Below are 15,691 nucleotides of genomic sequence, written 5' to 3' on the forward strand. Positions count from 1 at the left end.
CCATCTGACATTCTGCCGACCACGCGCCGGCCCTCCTCCTCAGCCCGGGACCAGGCCGTTCTGGTAGGCCCAGACCACCGTCTGGAGGCGGTCGCGCGTGCCGACCTTGGCCATGGCTCGGCCGAGGTGCGACTTGACCGTGCTCGTCTCGACCACCAGCTCCTGCGCGATCTCGGCGTTGGACAGCCCGCGGGCGAGCTGGCGCACGATCTCGGCCTCGCGGGCCGTGAGCTGGGCCGCGGCGGCGGCCTCGTCCGCGGCCGACCGGGGCGGCGCCGTCCGCCGGGCGAACTCGGTGATGACCCGGTGGGTGACCGCCTGGTCGATGAGGCCGTGCCCGTCGGCGAGGCGGCGGACGGCGTCGATCAGCTCCTCGGGCTCGCAGTCCTTGAGGATGAAGCCGCTCGCGCCCGCCTCCAGCGCGCCGAACACGTACTCGTCGAGGTCGAACGTGGTCACCACGAGCACGGCGGGCGGCGTCGGTTCCCCCTCGGCCGAACGGCGAACGATCTCCCTGGTCGCGGCGAGCCCGTCGCCGCCCGGCATCCGCACGTCCATGCAGACGACGTCGGGGTGGTGCTGCCGGGCGAGCCCGACCGCCGTCGGGCCGTCGCCCGCCTCGGCGACCACCTCGATGTCCTCGGCCTGCTCCAGCAGGAACCGGAAGCCCGCCCGGACCACCGCCTGGTCGTCCACCAGCATGACCCTGATCATTCCTGTCCCCCCTCGGCGAGCGCCGGGGCCGCCGGCGCCGTGGTCGTGACCTCATGGTGCAGCGGGAGCGCCAGGCGCACCCGCCAGCCGCCCGACGGCGTGGCGCCCGTGGTGAGCGTGGCGCCCACGAGGTGCGCGCGCTCCCCCATGCCGATGAGCCCCATGCCCCGCCGGTCCGAGCCGCGCGCGGCCCCTCGCCCGACGGCGCGTTCGTTGGTCACCTCCAGCGCCACCTCCCGCTCCTCGAAACGCACCGTCATGCGGACGGGCGCGCCGGGCGCGTGCTGGCGCGCGTTGGACAGCGCCTCCTGGGCCACCCTGTAGAACGCCGCATCGGCGATGGGGGCCAGCGGTCGCGGTCGCCCCGCACGCTCCAGGTCCACGGTGTCGCCGAGGGCGCGCGCCGTGCGGACCAGGTCGTCGAGGGCGCCGAGGCCGGGCGGCGGCGCGTCGTGCGCGTCCTCGCCCGGCCCGCCGGAGCCGGGCCGCTCCCGCAGCACGCCGACGATGAGCCGCAGGCTGTCGAGCGTCTCCTTGCCCTGGCCGCGGATCCAGGCGGTGCCCTTCTTGGCCGCCTCGGGGTCGCTGTCGATCTGCCGCTCGACGGCGGCCGCCTGCACGACCAGCCCCGAGAGGTGGTGCGCGGCGACGTCGTGCAGCTCGCGAGCCATGCGCGAGCGCTCGGCGAAGATCGCGGCCTGGGTGGTCGCGCGCTGCGTGCGCAGCACCTCGGTGGCCCGGAGCCGGACCAGCTCGGTGTAGTTGCGGCGGGTGGCCACCGCGTTGCCGACCAGCGCGCTGACCACGTAGGTGATCAGGCCCGAGACGAGGTGGTTGAGCACCGGCACCAGCAGGTCGTTCCCGGTCACGAGCGCGGTCCCGGCCGCGGCGAGCGCCGCGACCGGGGCTGCCGCGCCCGTGACCGCCAGTGCCCGGCGCACGGGCAGCAGCGTGCCGACGGTGTAGCCGGCGATGATCTGCGGGATGCCGCCGACCGACAGGTCGTCGGGCGAGGCGATGATGATGAGCACCTGGCAGGCCACCACGAGGCTCAGGCAGAGCACGGGGCGGACCCGGCGCAGGACGAGCGGCAGCGCCTGGACGCACGCGCCGACCGTGAGCACCACGCCCTGCACGGGGCCGATGGTCAGGCCCTCCATCCCGAGCACGAACTCGAACAGGCCGAGCAGCAGGGTCGCCGTCAGGACCAGCACGACCGCCGCCAGGAGGCCGTCGCGCGCCACCGGAGTGGTCAGGCCCAGCCGGTTCAGCAGCGCGTCGAACCGGCGGGGACGTACCGGGAGCGTGGTGTCGTCGAGCATCGTGGGAACGTCCGTGCCGGACCCGCCTGTCGTGGACATCGGTCAGTACGATACCGACGGCGCGAGCAGGCGGAGGTCGACGGCGTACCAGGCGGCCGCGGCCAGGGCGAGCACCACGAGCACGGTGCCGGCCACGCGGCGCCAGCCGTGCCGGTGCCGGACGGCGCCCACGACCTGGAGCACGGCGGGGATGATGCCGAGCGCGCCGAGCGCCTGGACCACCTGGAGCTGGCGCAGGGACGCCTCGGGGACCTCCTGGAGGCCCATGACGGTCTGCACGGTGATCGCCCATCCGGCGAGGGCGAGCACGGTGGCGATCGCCGCGACCTTGGTCAGGATGCGGGTGACGCGCCCGGTGCCCTGCGGCAGGGACTCCTTGCGGACCCGGCGCCGGATCGCGCCGACGGGCCAGGCGACGGCGGCCACGAGCAGGATCAGCGCGGAGACGCCGAGCACGGGGAGCACCACGCCCGGGGCGCGCTCGGGCGCACCGGGCAGCAGGGTGAAGGCGCCCTCGTAGACGATGGCCTCGACCTGGCCGTCGGCCACGCGCATGGCGAGGGTGCGCTGGCCGTCGACCTCGCGCCAGACCCAGGGCTCGACCTCCTCGTACAGGGCGGGCGTGACGGCGCCCGGGCCGGGCGTGATGAGCAGCCGGCCGTCGGCGCGGGCGGTGAGCTGGGTCGGGCTGAGCACGTCGAGCACCGTGAGGAAGTTGCTCTGCACGCCGCGGGAGGAGACGTAGGTGCCCTCGGCCAGCGCCGCGTGCTCGCGGGCGGTGTCCTGGTCGACGGTCGTGCCGGGGGCGGGGGTGACCGCACCGGCGGAGCCGGCGTCGTCGGCCGGGAAGTAGCGGTCGGTGAAGCCCTGGAGCACGGCCTCGCGCAGGGGCACGGTGGCGAAGCCGTCGGTGCCCGAGCTGTTCAGCGAGATGAAGATGCCCGTGCCCTCGTCGGGGTAGAGCTGCAGGTGGGAGTGGAAGAACTGGGTGTCGCCGCCGTGGCCGACGATCGTGTGGCCGTTGCGGGACTCGTCGAAGAAGCCGAGCGCCATCCGGGGTGCGGCGGCCAGACCGCCCAGCGTGGACTCGTCGAGGGCGGGGGCGTGCATCAGGTCGAGCGTCCCGGGCTCCAGGATCGGGCCCGCACCGGGCGCGCCGAGCTGGGCCAGCATGAAGCGCGCCATGTCGGGCGCGGACGACGTGAGCGAGCCGGCCGGCGCGGTGCCGACGATCTCGAACTGGCCGGGGGCGGCGTCGGACGAGGTGTATCCCTGCGACATCCGATCGGTCAGCTCGCCCGGCAGCGGCTGCACGAACGTGGACGACGTCATCCCGGCGGGCTCGAAGATGTTGCGCTCGACGTACTCCTCGAAGGGCACGCCGCTCACCCGCTCGACGACGTACCCGGCCAGGGCGTTGCCGTAGTTGGAGTAGGCGGGGACGGTGCCGGGCGCGTAGACCTGCTCGGGCGGGTCCTGCGCCAGGACGTCGCGGAGCACGACCGGCTGGTCGCCGAACCCGATGAGGCCCCCGACGCGCTCCTCGAACCCGGCGGTGTGGGTGAGCAGGTTCCGCAGCGTGATCGGGTCGTCGAACCGGCGCGGCACGTCGAAGTCGAGGTACTCGGCCACGTCGGTGTCGAGGTCGAGGTCGCCGCTCTCGACGAGCTGCATGACCGCGGTCGCGGTGAACAGCTTCGAGACGGAGCCGGGGCGGAACAGGGTCGTCTCGGCGTCGACCGGCACGGCGTCGCCGCCCGTGGTGCCGGTGTCGGCGTGACCGTAGCCGCGGGTGGTGAGGATCTCGCCGTCGTCCACCACCGTGACGACGCCGCCCGCGATGCCCGCGCTCTCCAGCGCGGCCGGCAGCAGGCCGTCGAGCCAGGCGTCGACGTCGGACGCGACCAGGTCGTGCTCGCCCGACGGCGCACTGACCGGCGGGGGCGGCGTCGGCTGCTCGGCGGCCGTGGCGGCGGGCGCGCCGGCGAGGGCGAGCGCCGTCAGGACGCCCAGGGTGGCCAGCGCGCGCCGGGCGCGGCGCGGTGGCGCGCCGCCGGGCCGCTCGGTGGGTGTGTGGTCGTGGGTCGAGAACATCGTCGCGCTCCTCGCGCTCGGCAGGTGTTCGGGCTGGTCCGGGGATGTTTTTCCGGACGTGACCAGCCTGTCGGCGCCTGCCTGCGAGCACATCGCCCGCAGGCAGGCACTCCCTCTACGACCTTTGGTGGAGGCTGCCGCGGGCACCCTGCGACTTCTGGGGCGAAACTCACCCCCACGTGGATAGGCTCTGCGCCGTGATCCCCTCGGAGATGGTGTCGATCCTGTCGGTGGGCCTGCCCGCGCTCGGCGCGGTGCTGTCGGCGGTGGTCTCGTTCGTCGGTGTCTTGCCGGGTGCCGAGCGCAGGCTGCACCGGCTGGTCGCGATCCACCGGGACATGCCCGAGGGCGAGGGCAAGGACGCACTCGAGGACGCGCTCAACCAGCTCGCCGTCCGCATGGCGCGCCGGGCGGTGACCGACCGCGAGGAACGGCAGCGGCATCGGCGCAAGGTCGACGCGGGCGGAGTGGTGGGGGTGGTGATCATCGTGCTCATCGGTGGCGGCGCGGCCTGGGGGCTGTGGCTGCTCGGGACGCTCCCGGTCTGGCCCGTGCTGCGGTGGACCCTGTGGGTGCTCGCCATCCTGCTGACCCTCGTCACGACGTTCTTCGTCACCGGCGTGCCGATCTTCAAGGACGAGAACGGCCAGCCCCGCCGGGCCACGAGGACGGACAGGGACGCGAAAGAGCCGGCACCGGAGGATGCTCCGGCACCGGCTCCCGCCGACGGGGTCCGAGCCCCGGAATGATCAGTGCGCCGAGTAGCCGCCGTCGACCAGGTGGTAGCTGCCCGAGATGAAGGACGCCTCGTCGCTCAGCAGGAAGAGCGTGAGCGCCGCGACCTCCTTGTCGGTGCCGAGGCGCTTGCTGGCGTGCTCGTTCTCCAGCGCGGTCAGCGCCTCCGGGCTGAGCGAGGCCCGCACGAGCGGGGTGTCGATGAAGCCCGGGCCCACGGCGTTGGTGCGCACGCCCTGCTCGGTGTACTCCAGCGCGGCCACCTTGGTCAGGCCCACGAGGGCGTGCTTGCTCGCCACGTACGCGGCGTTCTCCGCGATGCCGACCGAGCCGAGCACGGAGGCCATGTTGACGATCGCGCCGCCGCCGGCCGCGACCATGGCGGGGAGCTGGAAGCGCAGCCCGTAGAAGACGCCGTCGAGGTCGACCGCGCGCACGCGGTCCCAGGCGGCGACGTCGTACTCGCCGATCTTGGCGGGCGGAGCGCCGATGCCCGCGTTGTTCACCGCGAGGTGCAGGGCGCCGTACTGCTCGACGGCGAAGTCCACCGCGGCCTGCGAGTCCTCGGCCTTGGCCGTGTTCTGCGCGAAGGCCGCCGCCGTGCCGCCGGCCGCGACGATCTGGTCCACCACGGACTGCGCGGACTCCAGCTTGATGTCGGTCACGACCACGGAGGCGCCCTCGGCGGCGAGCTCGCGGGAGATCTCCGCGCCGATGCCGCTGCCGCCTCCCGTGACGATCGCTACCTTGCCCTGGAACCGGTCCCTCGTCATCGCGCTCTCCTTGCTCTGGTACGGACGGCATCTGCCGTCTCCTCCAGTCCTATCCCATGGTTGCCTCGGGCGACTATATGCATCGGCATGTTGTGAGGAGACAGACAGTCCCGATCAGGACACCACGGCGCACGCCGGCGCGCCCGGGCACCACCGCCGCCCCGTCCGGGGTGGCGTGAGCCAGGCCACACACCCCGCCGGTCACATCCTCCAGGCCTCCCGAGTCAATCCTTCGTTCGGCACCCCAGCCTGGAAGGAAACGTCATGTCCTCAGCACTCGACACCCTCCGCCGCGAGTTCGGCGGCGACATCATCGAGCCCGGCGCCGCCGACTACGAGTCGGTGGCGCGCTCGCGGCTCGTCGTGGGCACCCCGGCCTACGTCCTGCGGCCCAAGACCGTGGCCGACGTGCAGGCGGCCGTCCGCTTCGCCGCCGGCTCCGGCCTCGTGCTCTCGGTGCGCGGCGGCGGCCACAGCTTTCCCGGGTTCGGCACCAACGACGGCGGCATCGTCATCGACCTGAGCCCCCTCGCGACCGTGGAGGTCGTCGACGCCGAGCGGCACCTCGTGCGGATCGGCGGCGGCGCCCACTGGGGCGACGTCGCGGAGGCCCTGGCCCCGCACGGCCTGGCGATCTCGTCGGGCGACACCAAGAGCGTCGGCGTCGGCGGGCTCACGCTCAGCGGCGGCATCGGCTGGAAGGTCCGCAGGTACGGCCTGGCCCTCGACAACCTGATCGCCGCGCAGGTGGTCACCGCCGACGGCACGGTCGTGACCGCGAGCGCCGACGAGCACCCGGACCTGTTCTGGGCGATCCGGGGTGGCGGCGGCAACTTCGGCGTCGTGACGTCGTTCGAGTTCGCGGCGCACCGGACCACGCGCGTCTTCTTCGGCAAGGTGTCGTTCCCCGGGAGTGAGGCCGCCACCGTGCTCCAGGGCTGGGCGGACTACCTGCGCACGGCCCCGGAGGAGGTCACGTCCATCACCAACCTCGCCAACCCGCAGGCGGGCGGGCCGGAGGCCCCGGTGGAGGTGCACGTGGCGTTCGACGGCGACGACCCCGACGCCGCGGCGGCGGCGCTCGAGCCGATCCGCCGGCTGGGGACGGTCGTCGAGGACGACGTCGCGCTGATGGACTACGCGGACGTCCTGGTGGAGGGCGGCACGCCGCCGCCCGGCATCCACGTGATCGCGCACGACGGCCTCGTGGACCACGAGTCGGTCCAGGAGACCCTGCGGATCCTGGCCGAGGCCGGTACGTCGGCGGGTGCGCCGTCGATCGCGATCCGGAGCCTGGGCGGCGCGATGGCCCGGGTGCCGGGCGACGCCACGGCGTACGCGCACCGGGGTGCGGAGCTCATGGTCACGACGTTCACCGGTGGCCCGGCTCCCGTGATCGAGGCCGCCAAGCCGGTCCTCGACGGGCTGTGGGGCCGGCTCGCCCCGTACCTCAGCGGTGCGTACGCGAACTTCCTCACGACGGCCGATGAGACCGACGTCACAGCCGTGTACCCGAGGGCGACCTACGAGCGGCTCGCGACGGTCAAGGCGCAGTACGACCCGAACAATCTCTTCGCCCGCAACCACAATGTGCGACCTGGACGGATGTCCTAGTCGGGACCTTCGGCCCGGTGGGCGCCGCCCGGCATCCGGGCGGCGCCCACCGCTTTAGCGCAGGTCGGACATTACGGTCAATAGCTCCACCGCCTGCCCGAGTCGTCCGTAACGCGATCGTGACTTTCGGACCGAGGTTCGTTACGGTCGGTCCGGCCCCCGGGGAATTCCGCGGGCACTCGAGGTGGACGCCGAGCCCTGTCACCGCCGCGAGATCTGCTCTGAACAGATGACAGGGACGGGGGAACCAAGTACGTGGGCACCGCCAGGTGCCCTTGGGGTGAAGCCGCAACCAGCACGACGCGGCCGGGTCATTCTCCGATCCGAATCCGACAGCTCACCTCGTAGGCGCCGGGAGAAATGCTGTGAGTACACGCACGCCCGGGCGCCATCGTGCTGCCCACCCGCCGATCACCCCGCTGACCCCGTTCTCGCGCGCCGCGGCCCGTGGGATCTCCGCGACCGCCCGCCGTGGCGCGGTCGTCGCAGCCGGCTCGGGACTCCTCGTCTCGCTGCTCGCCGCTCCGGCCAACGCCGCACCGGCGGACGAGCCCCAGGCCACCACCGCCGAGCTCAAGGCCGTCAAGGACGCGGTGCACGCCGCGCAGGAGTCCAGCACCGCTGAGGTGAAGACCGCCGCGCTGACCACCGCCAAGGTGGACACCGCCCCGGCCGTGAAGGTCGCCGCCGACAGCGAGTTCACGCTGGAGACCGGCACCATCAAGGTGACGCCGGCCCCCGAGCCCGAGCCCGAGCCCGAGCCGGAGCCCGTCGTCGAGGCCGCCGCGCCCGCCAAGGCCGAGACCACCCAGGCCGTCGCCGAGAAGACCGTGAAGAAGGCCGCAGCGCCGGCCGCCTCCTCCGGGTCCAAGATCCTCGACATCGCCCGGCAGTACATCGGCGTCCCCTACGTCTGGGGCGGCTCGACCCCCGCCGGGTTCGACTGCTCAGGCTTCACGTCCTACGTCTACGCCCAGATCGGCATCACCCTGCCGCACTCCTCGGCGGCGCAGCGCAACTCGGGCACCCAGGTCTCGGCCGCCGAGGCGCAGCCGGGCGACATCATCTGGTCCCCGGGCCACGTCGCCATCTACGCCGGCAACGGCATGCAGATCGAGGCCCCGGTCCCCGGCCAGACCGTCCGCGAGTCCAAGGTCTGGCAGGACAGCCCGGTCTACCTCCGGATCGGCTGACGCCGCGGGTCGGACCCGTCCGACCCCGGCTCCCCACGCGAAGGGCCCGCACCGTCTCGGTGCGGGCCCTTCGCGCGTCCCCGCACGACACCCTCGCCCTGACGGGGCGCCGGGTGGCAGGATCGCCACCATGAGCTCACCCACGAGCGTCGAGACCAACGCCCTGAACACCATCGACGAGGCCGAGCGGCGCGGTTCGCCGCGCAACCTGTTCTGGCCGTGGTTCGGCGCCAACGTCTCGGTGCTGGGGCTCGGGTACGGCTCCTACCTGCTCGGGTTCGCCGTGTCGTTCTGGCAGGCCGTGGTCGTCGGCGTCGTCGGCATCGTGGTGTCCTTCCTGTTCTGCGGGTTCATCTCGCTGGCGGGCAAGCGCGGCTCGGCGCCCACCATGGTGCTGTCCCGGGCCGCGTTCGGCGTGCGGGGCAACAAGCTGCCGTCGCTGCTGTCGTGGATCCTCACGGTCGGCTGGGAGACGGTGCTCGTCGCCCTCGCCACCCTGGCGACGTCCACGGTGCTCGGCACGCTCGGCTGGGGTGGCGGCACGGTCACCAAGGTCGTGGCCCTGATCGTCGTGGCCGGGATCGTGGTGGTCGCCGGCGTCTTCGGGTTCGACCTCGTGATGCGGCTGCAGGTGGTCATCACGGTGCTGACCGCCGTGCTCACCGTCGTCTACATCATCCTGGTGGCCGACCACATCGACTGGGCGGCGGTCGCCGCGATCCCCGCGGGCGGCAGCCCGCAGGTGATCGGCGGGCTCGTGTTCATGATGACCGGCTTCGGGCTCGGCTGGGTCAACATGGCCGCCGACTACTCGCGCTACCTGCCGCGCTCCGCCTCCGGCCCCGGCATCGTCGGCTGGACCACGCTCGGCGCCTCGCTGGCCCCCGTCGTCCTGCTCGTGTTCGGCCTGCTGCTCGCCGGCTCGGACCCCGTGCTGAACGAGGCCATCGGCGCCGACCCGATCGGCGCCCTGTCCACGCTGCTGCCCACCTGGTTCCTCATCCCGTTCGCGGTGGTGGCGCTGGCCGGGCTGATCGGCGGGGCCGCCCTCGACATCTACTCCTCCGGCCTCGCGCTGCTCTCCCTGGGCCTGCCCGCCCCGCGCTGGGTCGCCGCCGCCATCGACGGCGCGCTCATGGTCGTGGGCGCGATCTACGTGGTGTTCGTCGCCGACTCGTTCATCGGGCCCTTCCAGGGCTTCCTCATCACCCTCGGCGTCCCCGTCGCCGCGTGGTGCGGCGTGCTGCTCGCCGACATCCTGCTGCGCCGCCGCGACTACGCCGACGCCGACCTCTACGACCCCGCCGGCCGCTACGGGTCCGTGAGCTGGCCCGCCGTGCTGCTCGTCGTGGTCGGCACCGGCATCGGCTGGGGCCTCGTGACCAACACCTACGCGCCCTGGCTGGCCTGGCAGGGCTACCTGCTCGGCCCCCTCGGCGGGGTGGAGGGGAACTGGGCGTTCGCGAACCTCGGCGTGCTGGTCGCGCTGGCTCTCGGGTTCGTCGGGACGCTCCTGCTGAGCGCCCGCGCGGTGCGGCGTCAGGAGGGGCGATGAGCGGGGCCGGCGGCGCCGTCGGGCCGGACGGGGCTCTCGGCGCGGACGCCGCCCTCGTCGTGATCGACATGCAGGACGTCTTCGCCGTCCCGCCCAGCCCGTGGGCCTCCCCCGACTACCCGCGCGCCCTGGCCGGGACCCGGCGCCTGCTGCCCGCCTTCGCGGGCCGCACCGTCCTGACCCGCTACGTCGCCCCCGCCGTGCCCGACGGCGCCTGGCGCGCCTACTTCGACCAGTGGCCCTTCGCGCTCGTGCCCGAGGACGACCCGCTGTACGAGATCACCGACCTCGCCGACGTCGTCGCCGGGGGCGCGCCCGTCGTCACGCGCACCACGTTCGGCAAGTGGGGCCCGGAGCTGGCGGCCGCCACCGGCGACGCCGGCACCCTCGTGCTGACGGGCGTGGCCACCGACTGCTGCGTCATCTCGACGGCGCTCGCCGCCGCCGACGCCGGCCGCCGCGTGCTCGTGGTCGACGACGCCTGCGCGGGCTCGACGCCGGAGAACCACACGCGCGCCCTGGAGATCATGCGGCTGTACGCGCCGCTGATCGAGGTGACGACGGCCGCTGACCTGCTGGCGGCCACCACGAACTGACCATGCACCTGCTGCCAGGACCACGGCGGTCCTGGCAGCACCCGCATGGTCGTCCACCACGAAGGAGACAGCTGTGACCCTGAGCAAGATCCGCGCCCGGTGGGAGCGACACGACGAGCGGTTCGCCCCGGTCCGAGGGGACACGTTCGCCGACGTGCTCTACGACGGGGGCAGCTGGCTCGAGGGCCCGGCGTACTCACCGGCGTGGCGCACGCTGCTGTTCAGCGACATCCCGAACGACCGGGTGCTCGCGTGGGACGAGGCCACGGGCGGCGTCGGCGTCTGGCGGAGCCCGGGCGGCTACGCCAACGGGCGCACCGTCGACCGCGCGGGCCGCATGCTCCAGTGCGAGCACGGCAGCCGCTCGGTCACCCGCACCGAGCCCGACGGCACCGTCACCACGCTGACCGACCGCTGGCAGGGCAAGCGCCTGAACAGCCCGAACGACCTGGTCGAGCACAGCGGCGGGAGCGTGTGGTTCACCGATCCGACCTACGGCATCCAGAGCGACTACGAGGGCTTCTCGGCCACGCCCGAGGTCGGCGGCACCCACGTCTACCGCCGCGACCTGGACGGGTCCGTCACGCGGGTCACGGACGACTTCGCCGGCCCCAACGGCCTCGCCTTCTCCGCCGACGAGCGCACCCTCTACGTCGCCGACAGCGAGCGCAAGCACCTGCGACGCTTCGACGTCGGCCTTGACCTGACGCTCTCGGGTGGCGAGGTGCTCGCCACGTGCGACGCCGGCACCTTCGACGGCGTCCGGGTCGACGACGGCGGGCGCATCTGGGCCGCCGCGCACGACGGCCTGCACTGCCTCGACCCGGACGGCACCCTGTTGGGCAAGCTGCTGCTGCCCGAGGTGTGCTCGAACCTGACGTTCGGCGGGGCCAAGGGCAACGTGCTGTTCGTGACGGCGACCAACCTGCTGCTCTCGATCCGGGTCACGGTGCGGGGCGTGCGCTGAGACTGGCTCTGCTGCTGGCCCTGGTGGGCTGACCCAGGTTCAGCAGGCTCCGAGCGTCCGTAACCCCCCGGCGTAACGGTCGCCTGGAGCCTGCTGAATCTCCGTCAGCCGCTCGGGCACAAAACGGGCGCCGAGTTCAGTACCGTTACCGCCGGGAGGTGGTCCGGAGATGCTGAACGCCGAGTTCGCACGTGACCTCGTGTTCACCGCGGTGCTGTTCGGCCTGGTCACCTTCATGTGGGCGGGCTGGGCGCAGGAGCGGCCGCCGGCCGGCGTCGTCTGGCGGGTGGTCCTCGGTGTGCTCAGCGCGGGCGGCCTCGCGCTGCTCGGCCTCGGGCTCCCGCCCCTGATCCGGAACTGGGACGGCCCGACGGCGCTGGTCTCCGGGGGCACCGCGCTGATCGTCTACATCGTGGTGTTCTGGCTCGAGGTCGCGGTGATCGCCGGGCTCGCGATCTTCTACGCGCGCACCGGGCGGCAGCATCTCCTGGCGCCGACCGTGCTGATCGTGGTGGGCACCCACTTCGCGCCGCTGTCGTTCGTGTTCGAGCAGCCGATCATGCTGCTCGCGGCCGTGCTGATCACCGCGGCGGGCGTCGTGAGCCTGTTCCTGCCGCGGCAGGTCGCCGCGCCGAGCTTCTGGTGCGGCATCCTGGCGGCCCCGGTCTTCCTGGTGCTGGGTACGGTGTCGCTGGTCGCGGGGCAGGGGGCGCTCGGGGGCTGACCGGCCTCTGTGTCAGTGGCTCCCGGCAGACTGCCGCCATGACAGTTCTCTTCGACGGCCAGCTCTGGGTCCACTACGCCTACTTCGACGTCGTGCCGTCCGGAGAGTTCGTCGAAGACCTGATTGCGGCACGGCGCGGCCAGCGGAACGGCCTGCTCGGAGCCCAGGAGCCGCACCGGCTCGGAGGAATCACCGGGCTGCACACGGGCGAGGTCGCGTTCCGGGTCGAATGGACCGAGACCGAGCCGTCGATCGGCAGCGAGTGGGAGGACGTCGTCGAGGCCTCGATCGACATTCGCGACGGCGACTATGCGCTCGACTCGTTCGACCACAGCCACCCGCTGAACATCCCACGGTCCGGGTGGCACCGCGCCAGGTACAACCTGCGAGCCATGGACGCCGGCCGCGACATGGACACGCCTGGGGAGAACCAGACGGCGCCCGACTCCTACCTGCTGCAGTTCTGGCCGGCGCCACCGAGCCCGGATGCGATCCTCAAGCAGACCAGCAGGAACGCGGCCTACTGGCACACCGTCCCGGCACGGTGAGCCTCTCTGGCCGGGGCCGGTACGACCTCAACCCTCCGGAGTGACCGCCGTCGGGGTGCCGCCCGTGATGCGGACCAGCTCGGCGAACGTCGTCGGAAAGACGGTCTTGGCGTGCCCCGCCGCCGCCCACACCTCGTCGTGCGCGGCGAGGGCGGTGTCCACGTAGGTCGGCACCGCCGCGGGGTGCCCCACGGGCGCGACGCCGCCGATGACCTGGCCCGTCGCGTCCCTGACCTGCTCCTTCGACGCCCGGGTGATCGTCGCGCCGACCTGCTCCCCCAGCCAGGCCGTGTCCACGCGGTGCGCGCCCGAGGTGAGCACCAGCGTCGGCGTCCCGTCGAACAGGAACACCAGCGAGTTGGCGATCTGGCCCACGCCGATCCCGAGGGACTCCGCGGCCAGCGCGGCGGTCGTGGCGGCGTCGTCCAGCCAGCGGACCTGGCCGGTCGCGCCGGCCTCGGCGAGCGCGGCGGTGACCTTCTCGACGGCGGGGTGGATCGGGGAGGGCACGTGGTTCGACATGCGAAAGATCCTAGGCACCCGCCCGGCCACGGCCCACTCATTTGGCCTGGCCACGAAGGTGCACTTCTACCCAGTCATTGGGCCCGAAACAGGGCGGATTCCGGGCCCAATGACTGGGTAGATGCGCACCTCCGGACGACGCCGACGCCGACGCCGACGTCGCCGACCGTCAGCCCTCGAACTCGACCTCCGGGTAGGCCGCGGCCGGGCCGTCCAGGAGCGGGGCGGCCCGGCCACGCAGGTGGCGGTCCAGGAACGCGCCGACGTACGCGGCCGTGATCTCGACCCCGCGCTCCCCGCCGACCGTGTCCGGCCCGCCGGGCAGCGGCACCCCGAGCTGGTCGAGGAACATCAGCTGGTCGGTGAACGACCCGTGGTTCGCCGTCGGGACCTGGAGCCACACGCCCTCGTCCAGCCGCGCGAAGTTGTCCGGCCAGTCCGTCCCGTCGCTCGCGCCCGGCTCGTGGGAGGCGCTGCCGAGCATGAGGAACGGCCGGTCCATACCCGCCTCGGGGAAGTCGACCTGGAACGTGCCGTCCATGTTCACCCCGGCGTCCACCCGCGGGTCGTCCGTGACCGCGAGGGCGGCGGCCGCCCCACCGAGCGAGTGGCCGACGACGGCGACGTGCCGCGCGTCGATCACCGGCGCGTGCCGCCACAGCCGGCCGCCGGTGAGCTCGTCCAGCACGAAGCTGATGTCCGCCGAGCGTCCCCGCGCCACCCACGCCCCGAGCTCCGCGGTGTTCTCGCGCTCGCAGAGCAGGCAGCCGGCGACCCGGCCGTCCGGGAACTCGACCGCTCGCGCCTCGTACGTGTGGTCGACGCCGGCCACGACGTACCCGCGGGAGGCGAGGTCCTCGGCGAGCGCGGTGAGCGACTCTCGGCTGAGCCCCGCACCCGGCGAGAGCACGACGAGCGGCCGACGTCCGGGCAGTGCGGGGGCGCGGTCGCGGGCGTGCGTCTCGACCGTCGTCAGGATTCCCGGCGACACCGGCAGGCCCGCGCTCTCGATGACCGCCGCGGACACCGCCTCCGTCGTGTACGGCGCGACGTCACCACGCGGCACCGCCGGGTACCAGAGCGACACCATGAGCTCGCGGCGGGCCTGCGGCACCCACGGGTCCGCACGGTTCTCGTCGACCAGGTGGATCGGCGTCACCCCGACGGGGAACCGGCCCGTCGGCTCGGGCAGGGCGAGGCTTGGTTCGGTCGCATCAGACGGCGTGCGGGCCGACGACGGGGCGGCCGCAGTCCCGCCGAACGCGGCCCCGACGACCGTCGCGTCGCCAGACGCGACCGCGGCCGATGCCGCCCCCGTGAGCGCGATCGCGCTGGGCGCCACCAGAGCGGTGCACGCCACGAGCGCTGTGGCGACAAAAGCGGATCTGACCAGGCGTTTGGTTGTCTGCATGCCCAGATTCTTGGCACGCCGCGCGGTGCCGGTCGAGGCATTCGCGCGGGTTCCAGGGACAAGCCCGGGAATCCCCTGAACGGCGCGCGCCGAAAAGTCGGGGTTGTCCTCTACCGGATGAAAAACGGCGGAATCACGGGCGGATGCACTCCTTCGCGTGCGATGCATTTCATCCTCCGCGATGCCCTGTACGGAGGGCTCGTTACGTATGCTGGGTCGACAAGATCCGAGCGGAACATCGCCTTTCGCATGTCATTTCCGACAACATTCGCGTGTCGTCCGATCGGCACATCCGGCCCGCATCTCGCTGAGCGCAGTACTCCCCCGGCTGCGCTGCGCAGGCATCGTCACGGGTGGGGCAGCGCTGCGCTGAGGGGGTGGTCGACGTGAGCGGTGAGGACGTCCAGGTCGACGACTGGGTGGTGCACCGCCCCAACGTCGTCCGCTCCGTCGCGGCACGCGTGCCCGGCATCGACGCCGAGGAAGCCGCCAGCCGCGCCCTGGAGAAGATGGTCCGCATCGTCTCCACCGGCGGCACCATCGACGACCCCGCCCCGTACTGGCGACGCGCCGCGGTCAACGAGGCCATCTCCATGACCCGCGAGGCCGGCCGCACCCACGCCGTCGAGGACGACACCCTCGACGGCCTCACACCCCCGGTGGAAGGCGCGGAGCTCGACGCCGAGCGCGAGGCCGACGTCTCCATGCTCCGCTCCGCCCTGTCCGACCTCGCCGACGACGACCGCAAGATCCTGCTGGACCGCCACGTGCACGACATGGCCGTCACCGACATCGCCGGCGACCTCGGCGTACGCCCCCACGCCGTGACCATGCGACTGCGCCGCGCCGAGGAACGCCTCGCCGGCGCGTTCGCCGCCGCGCACGCCCAGAACGTCAACGAACCCGAGTGCCGCACCACCCGC

15 protein-coding genes and 1 riboswitch are annotated in these 15,691 nt (G+C 73.0%); of the genes, 9 read left to right on the forward strand and 6 right to left on the reverse strand.

Going from position 1 to position 15,691, the window contains the following annotated elements; genetic code table 11:
• Positions 1–39: 39 nt before the first annotated feature.
• From H291_RS0120835 to H291_RS0120845, 3 genes are read right to left on the reverse strand one after another with little or no spacing between them, the layout of a single operon-like run.
• Positions 40–714, reverse strand: coding sequence for a response regulator (locus H291_RS0120835; RefSeq protein ID WP_026365965.1), 675 nt, complete (start codon positions 712–714; stop codon positions 40–42).
• Complete coding sequence (locus tag H291_RS31010; protein ID WP_157237210.1) at positions 711–2,075, reverse strand: sensor histidine kinase; 1,365 nt, start codon at positions 2,073–2,075, stop codon at positions 711–713. Before H291_RS31010 ends, H291_RS0120835 begins: the two co-directional genes overlap by 4 nt.
• 3 nt (positions 2,076–2,078) lie before the next feature.
• Positions 2,079–4,130, reverse strand: coding sequence for a serine hydrolase domain-containing protein (locus tag H291_RS0120845; protein ID WP_020016966.1), 2,052 nt, complete (start codon positions 4,128–4,130; stop codon positions 2,079–2,081).
• A 197-nt stretch (positions 4,131–4,327) separates the two neighbouring features.
• Between H291_RS0120845 and H291_RS0120850 the strand changes: the two genes are divergently transcribed.
• Positions 4,328–4,879: a hypothetical protein gene (locus H291_RS0120850; RefSeq protein ID WP_020016967.1), complete on the forward strand. Its 552-nt coding sequence runs from the start codon at positions 4,328–4,330 to the stop codon at positions 4,877–4,879.
• Here H291_RS0120850 and H291_RS0120855 read toward each other — a convergent pair whose 3' ends face one another.
• The gene (locus tag H291_RS0120855; protein WP_020016968.1) at positions 4,880–5,638 is read right to left on the reverse strand and encodes an SDR family NAD(P)-dependent oxidoreductase; all 759 of its coding nucleotides are present in this window, start codon (positions 5,636–5,638) and stop codon (positions 4,880–4,882) included. It lies immediately after the preceding gene.
• 264 nt (positions 5,639–5,902) lie between these two features.
• Between H291_RS0120855 and H291_RS0120860 the strand changes: the two genes are divergently transcribed.
• From H291_RS0120860 to H291_RS0120890, 7 genes are all read left to right on the forward strand, one after another.
• Positions 5,903–7,252, forward strand: coding sequence for an FAD-binding oxidoreductase (locus tag H291_RS0120860; protein ID WP_020016969.1), 1,350 nt, complete (start codon positions 5,903–5,905; stop codon positions 7,250–7,252).
• A 209-nt stretch (positions 7,253–7,461) separates the two neighbouring features.
• Positions 7,462–7,617, forward strand: a riboswitch (cyclic di-AMP (ydaO/yuaA leader).
• Positions 7,618–8,445 (forward strand): C40 family peptidase, encoded by an 828-nt coding sequence (locus H291_RS0120865; protein WP_020016970.1) that lies wholly within the window; start codon positions 7,618–7,620, stop codon positions 8,443–8,445.
• A 130-nt stretch (positions 8,446–8,575) separates the two neighbouring features.
• A complete protein-coding gene (locus H291_RS0120870) occupies positions 8,576–10,000 on the forward strand; it encodes a purine-cytosine permease family protein (RefSeq protein ID WP_020016971.1) in 1,425 nt (474 codons plus the stop codon).
• Positions 9,997–10,596 carry a cysteine hydrolase family protein gene (locus H291_RS0120875; protein ID WP_020016972.1) on the forward strand — a complete coding sequence of 200 codons (600 nt, stop codon included), beginning with the start codon at positions 9,997–9,999 and terminating at the stop codon, positions 10,594–10,596. Before H291_RS0120870 ends, H291_RS0120875 begins: the two co-directional genes overlap by 4 nt.
• A gap of 73 nt (positions 10,597–10,669) precedes the next feature.
• Positions 10,670–11,563 carry an SMP-30/gluconolactonase/LRE family protein gene (locus tag H291_RS0120880; protein ID WP_020016973.1) on the forward strand — a complete coding sequence of 298 codons (894 nt, stop codon included), beginning with the start codon at positions 10,670–10,672 and terminating at the stop codon, positions 11,561–11,563.
• A 169-nt stretch (positions 11,564–11,732) separates the two neighbouring features.
• Positions 11,733–12,287, forward strand: coding sequence for a hypothetical protein (locus tag H291_RS31015; RefSeq protein ID WP_020016974.1), 555 nt, complete (start codon positions 11,733–11,735; stop codon positions 12,285–12,287).
• A 38-nt stretch (positions 12,288–12,325) separates the two neighbouring features.
• A complete protein-coding gene (locus H291_RS0120890) occupies positions 12,326–12,835 on the forward strand; it encodes a hypothetical protein (protein WP_020016975.1) in 510 nt (169 codons plus the stop codon).
• A 27-nt stretch (positions 12,836–12,862) separates the two neighbouring features.
• Here the strand turns inward: H291_RS0120890 and H291_RS0120895 are convergent, their stop codons facing one another.
• Both H291_RS0120895 and H291_RS0120900 read right to left on the reverse strand, forming a co-directional pair.
• The gene (locus H291_RS0120895) at positions 12,863–13,357 is read right to left on the reverse strand and encodes a YbaK/EbsC family protein (protein ID WP_020016976.1); all 495 of its coding nucleotides are present in this window, start codon (positions 13,355–13,357) and stop codon (positions 12,863–12,865) included.
• Between the two features lie 169 nt (positions 13,358–13,526).
• Positions 13,527–14,768, reverse strand: coding sequence for an alpha/beta hydrolase family protein (locus H291_RS0120900; protein ID WP_033327439.1), 1,242 nt, complete (start codon positions 14,766–14,768; stop codon positions 13,527–13,529).
• 386 nt (positions 14,769–15,154) lie between these two features.
• On the opposite strand from H291_RS0120900, the gene H291_RS0120905 reads away from it, so the two are divergent.
• Positions 15,155–15,691: RNA polymerase sigma factor (locus H291_RS0120905; RefSeq protein WP_198012556.1), on the forward strand; the 537-nt coding region annotated here is incomplete at its 3' end.

Source organism: Promicromonospora sukumoe 327MFSha3.1, assembly GCF_000385135.1.
GTDB lineage: Bacteria > Actinomycetota > Actinomycetes > Actinomycetales > Cellulomonadaceae > Promicromonospora > Promicromonospora sukumoe_B.

Coding starts and splice junctions, on each gene's coding strand:
- H291_RS0120835 (WP_026365965.1), bottom strand. CDS start 714: ATGATCAGGGTCATGCTGGTGGACGACCAGGCGGTGGTCCGGGCGGGC.
- H291_RS31010 (WP_157237210.1), bottom strand. CDS start 2,075: ATGTCCACGACAGGCGGGTCCGGCACGGACGTTCCCACGATGCTCGAC.
- H291_RS0120845 (WP_020016966.1), bottom strand. CDS start 4,130: ATGTTCTCGACCCACGACCACACACCCACCGAGCGGCCCGGCGGCGCG.
- H291_RS0120855 (WP_020016968.1), bottom strand. CDS start 5,638: ATGACGAGGGACCGGTTCCAGGGCAAGGTAGCGATCGTCACGGGAGGC.
- H291_RS0120860 (WP_020016969.1), top strand. CDS start 5,903: ATGTCCTCAGCACTCGACACCCTCCGCCGCGAGTTCGGCGGCGACATC.
- H291_RS0120870 (WP_020016971.1), top strand. CDS start 8,576: ATGAGCTCACCCACGAGCGTCGAGACCAACGCCCTGAACACCATCGAC.
- H291_RS0120875 (WP_020016972.1), top strand. CDS start 9,997: ATGAGCGGGGCCGGCGGCGCCGTCGGGCCGGACGGGGCTCTCGGCGCG.
- H291_RS31015 (WP_020016974.1), top strand. CDS start 11,733: ATGCTGAACGCCGAGTTCGCACGTGACCTCGTGTTCACCGCGGTGCTG.
- H291_RS0120890 (WP_020016975.1), top strand. CDS start 12,326: ATGACAGTTCTCTTCGACGGCCAGCTCTGGGTCCACTACGCCTACTTC.
- H291_RS0120895 (WP_020016976.1), bottom strand. CDS start 13,357: ATGTCGAACCACGTGCCCTCCCCGATCCACCCCGCCGTCGAGAAGGTC.
- H291_RS0120900 (WP_033327439.1), bottom strand. CDS start 14,768: ATGCAGACAACCAAACGCCTGGTCAGATCCGCTTTTGTCGCCACAGCG.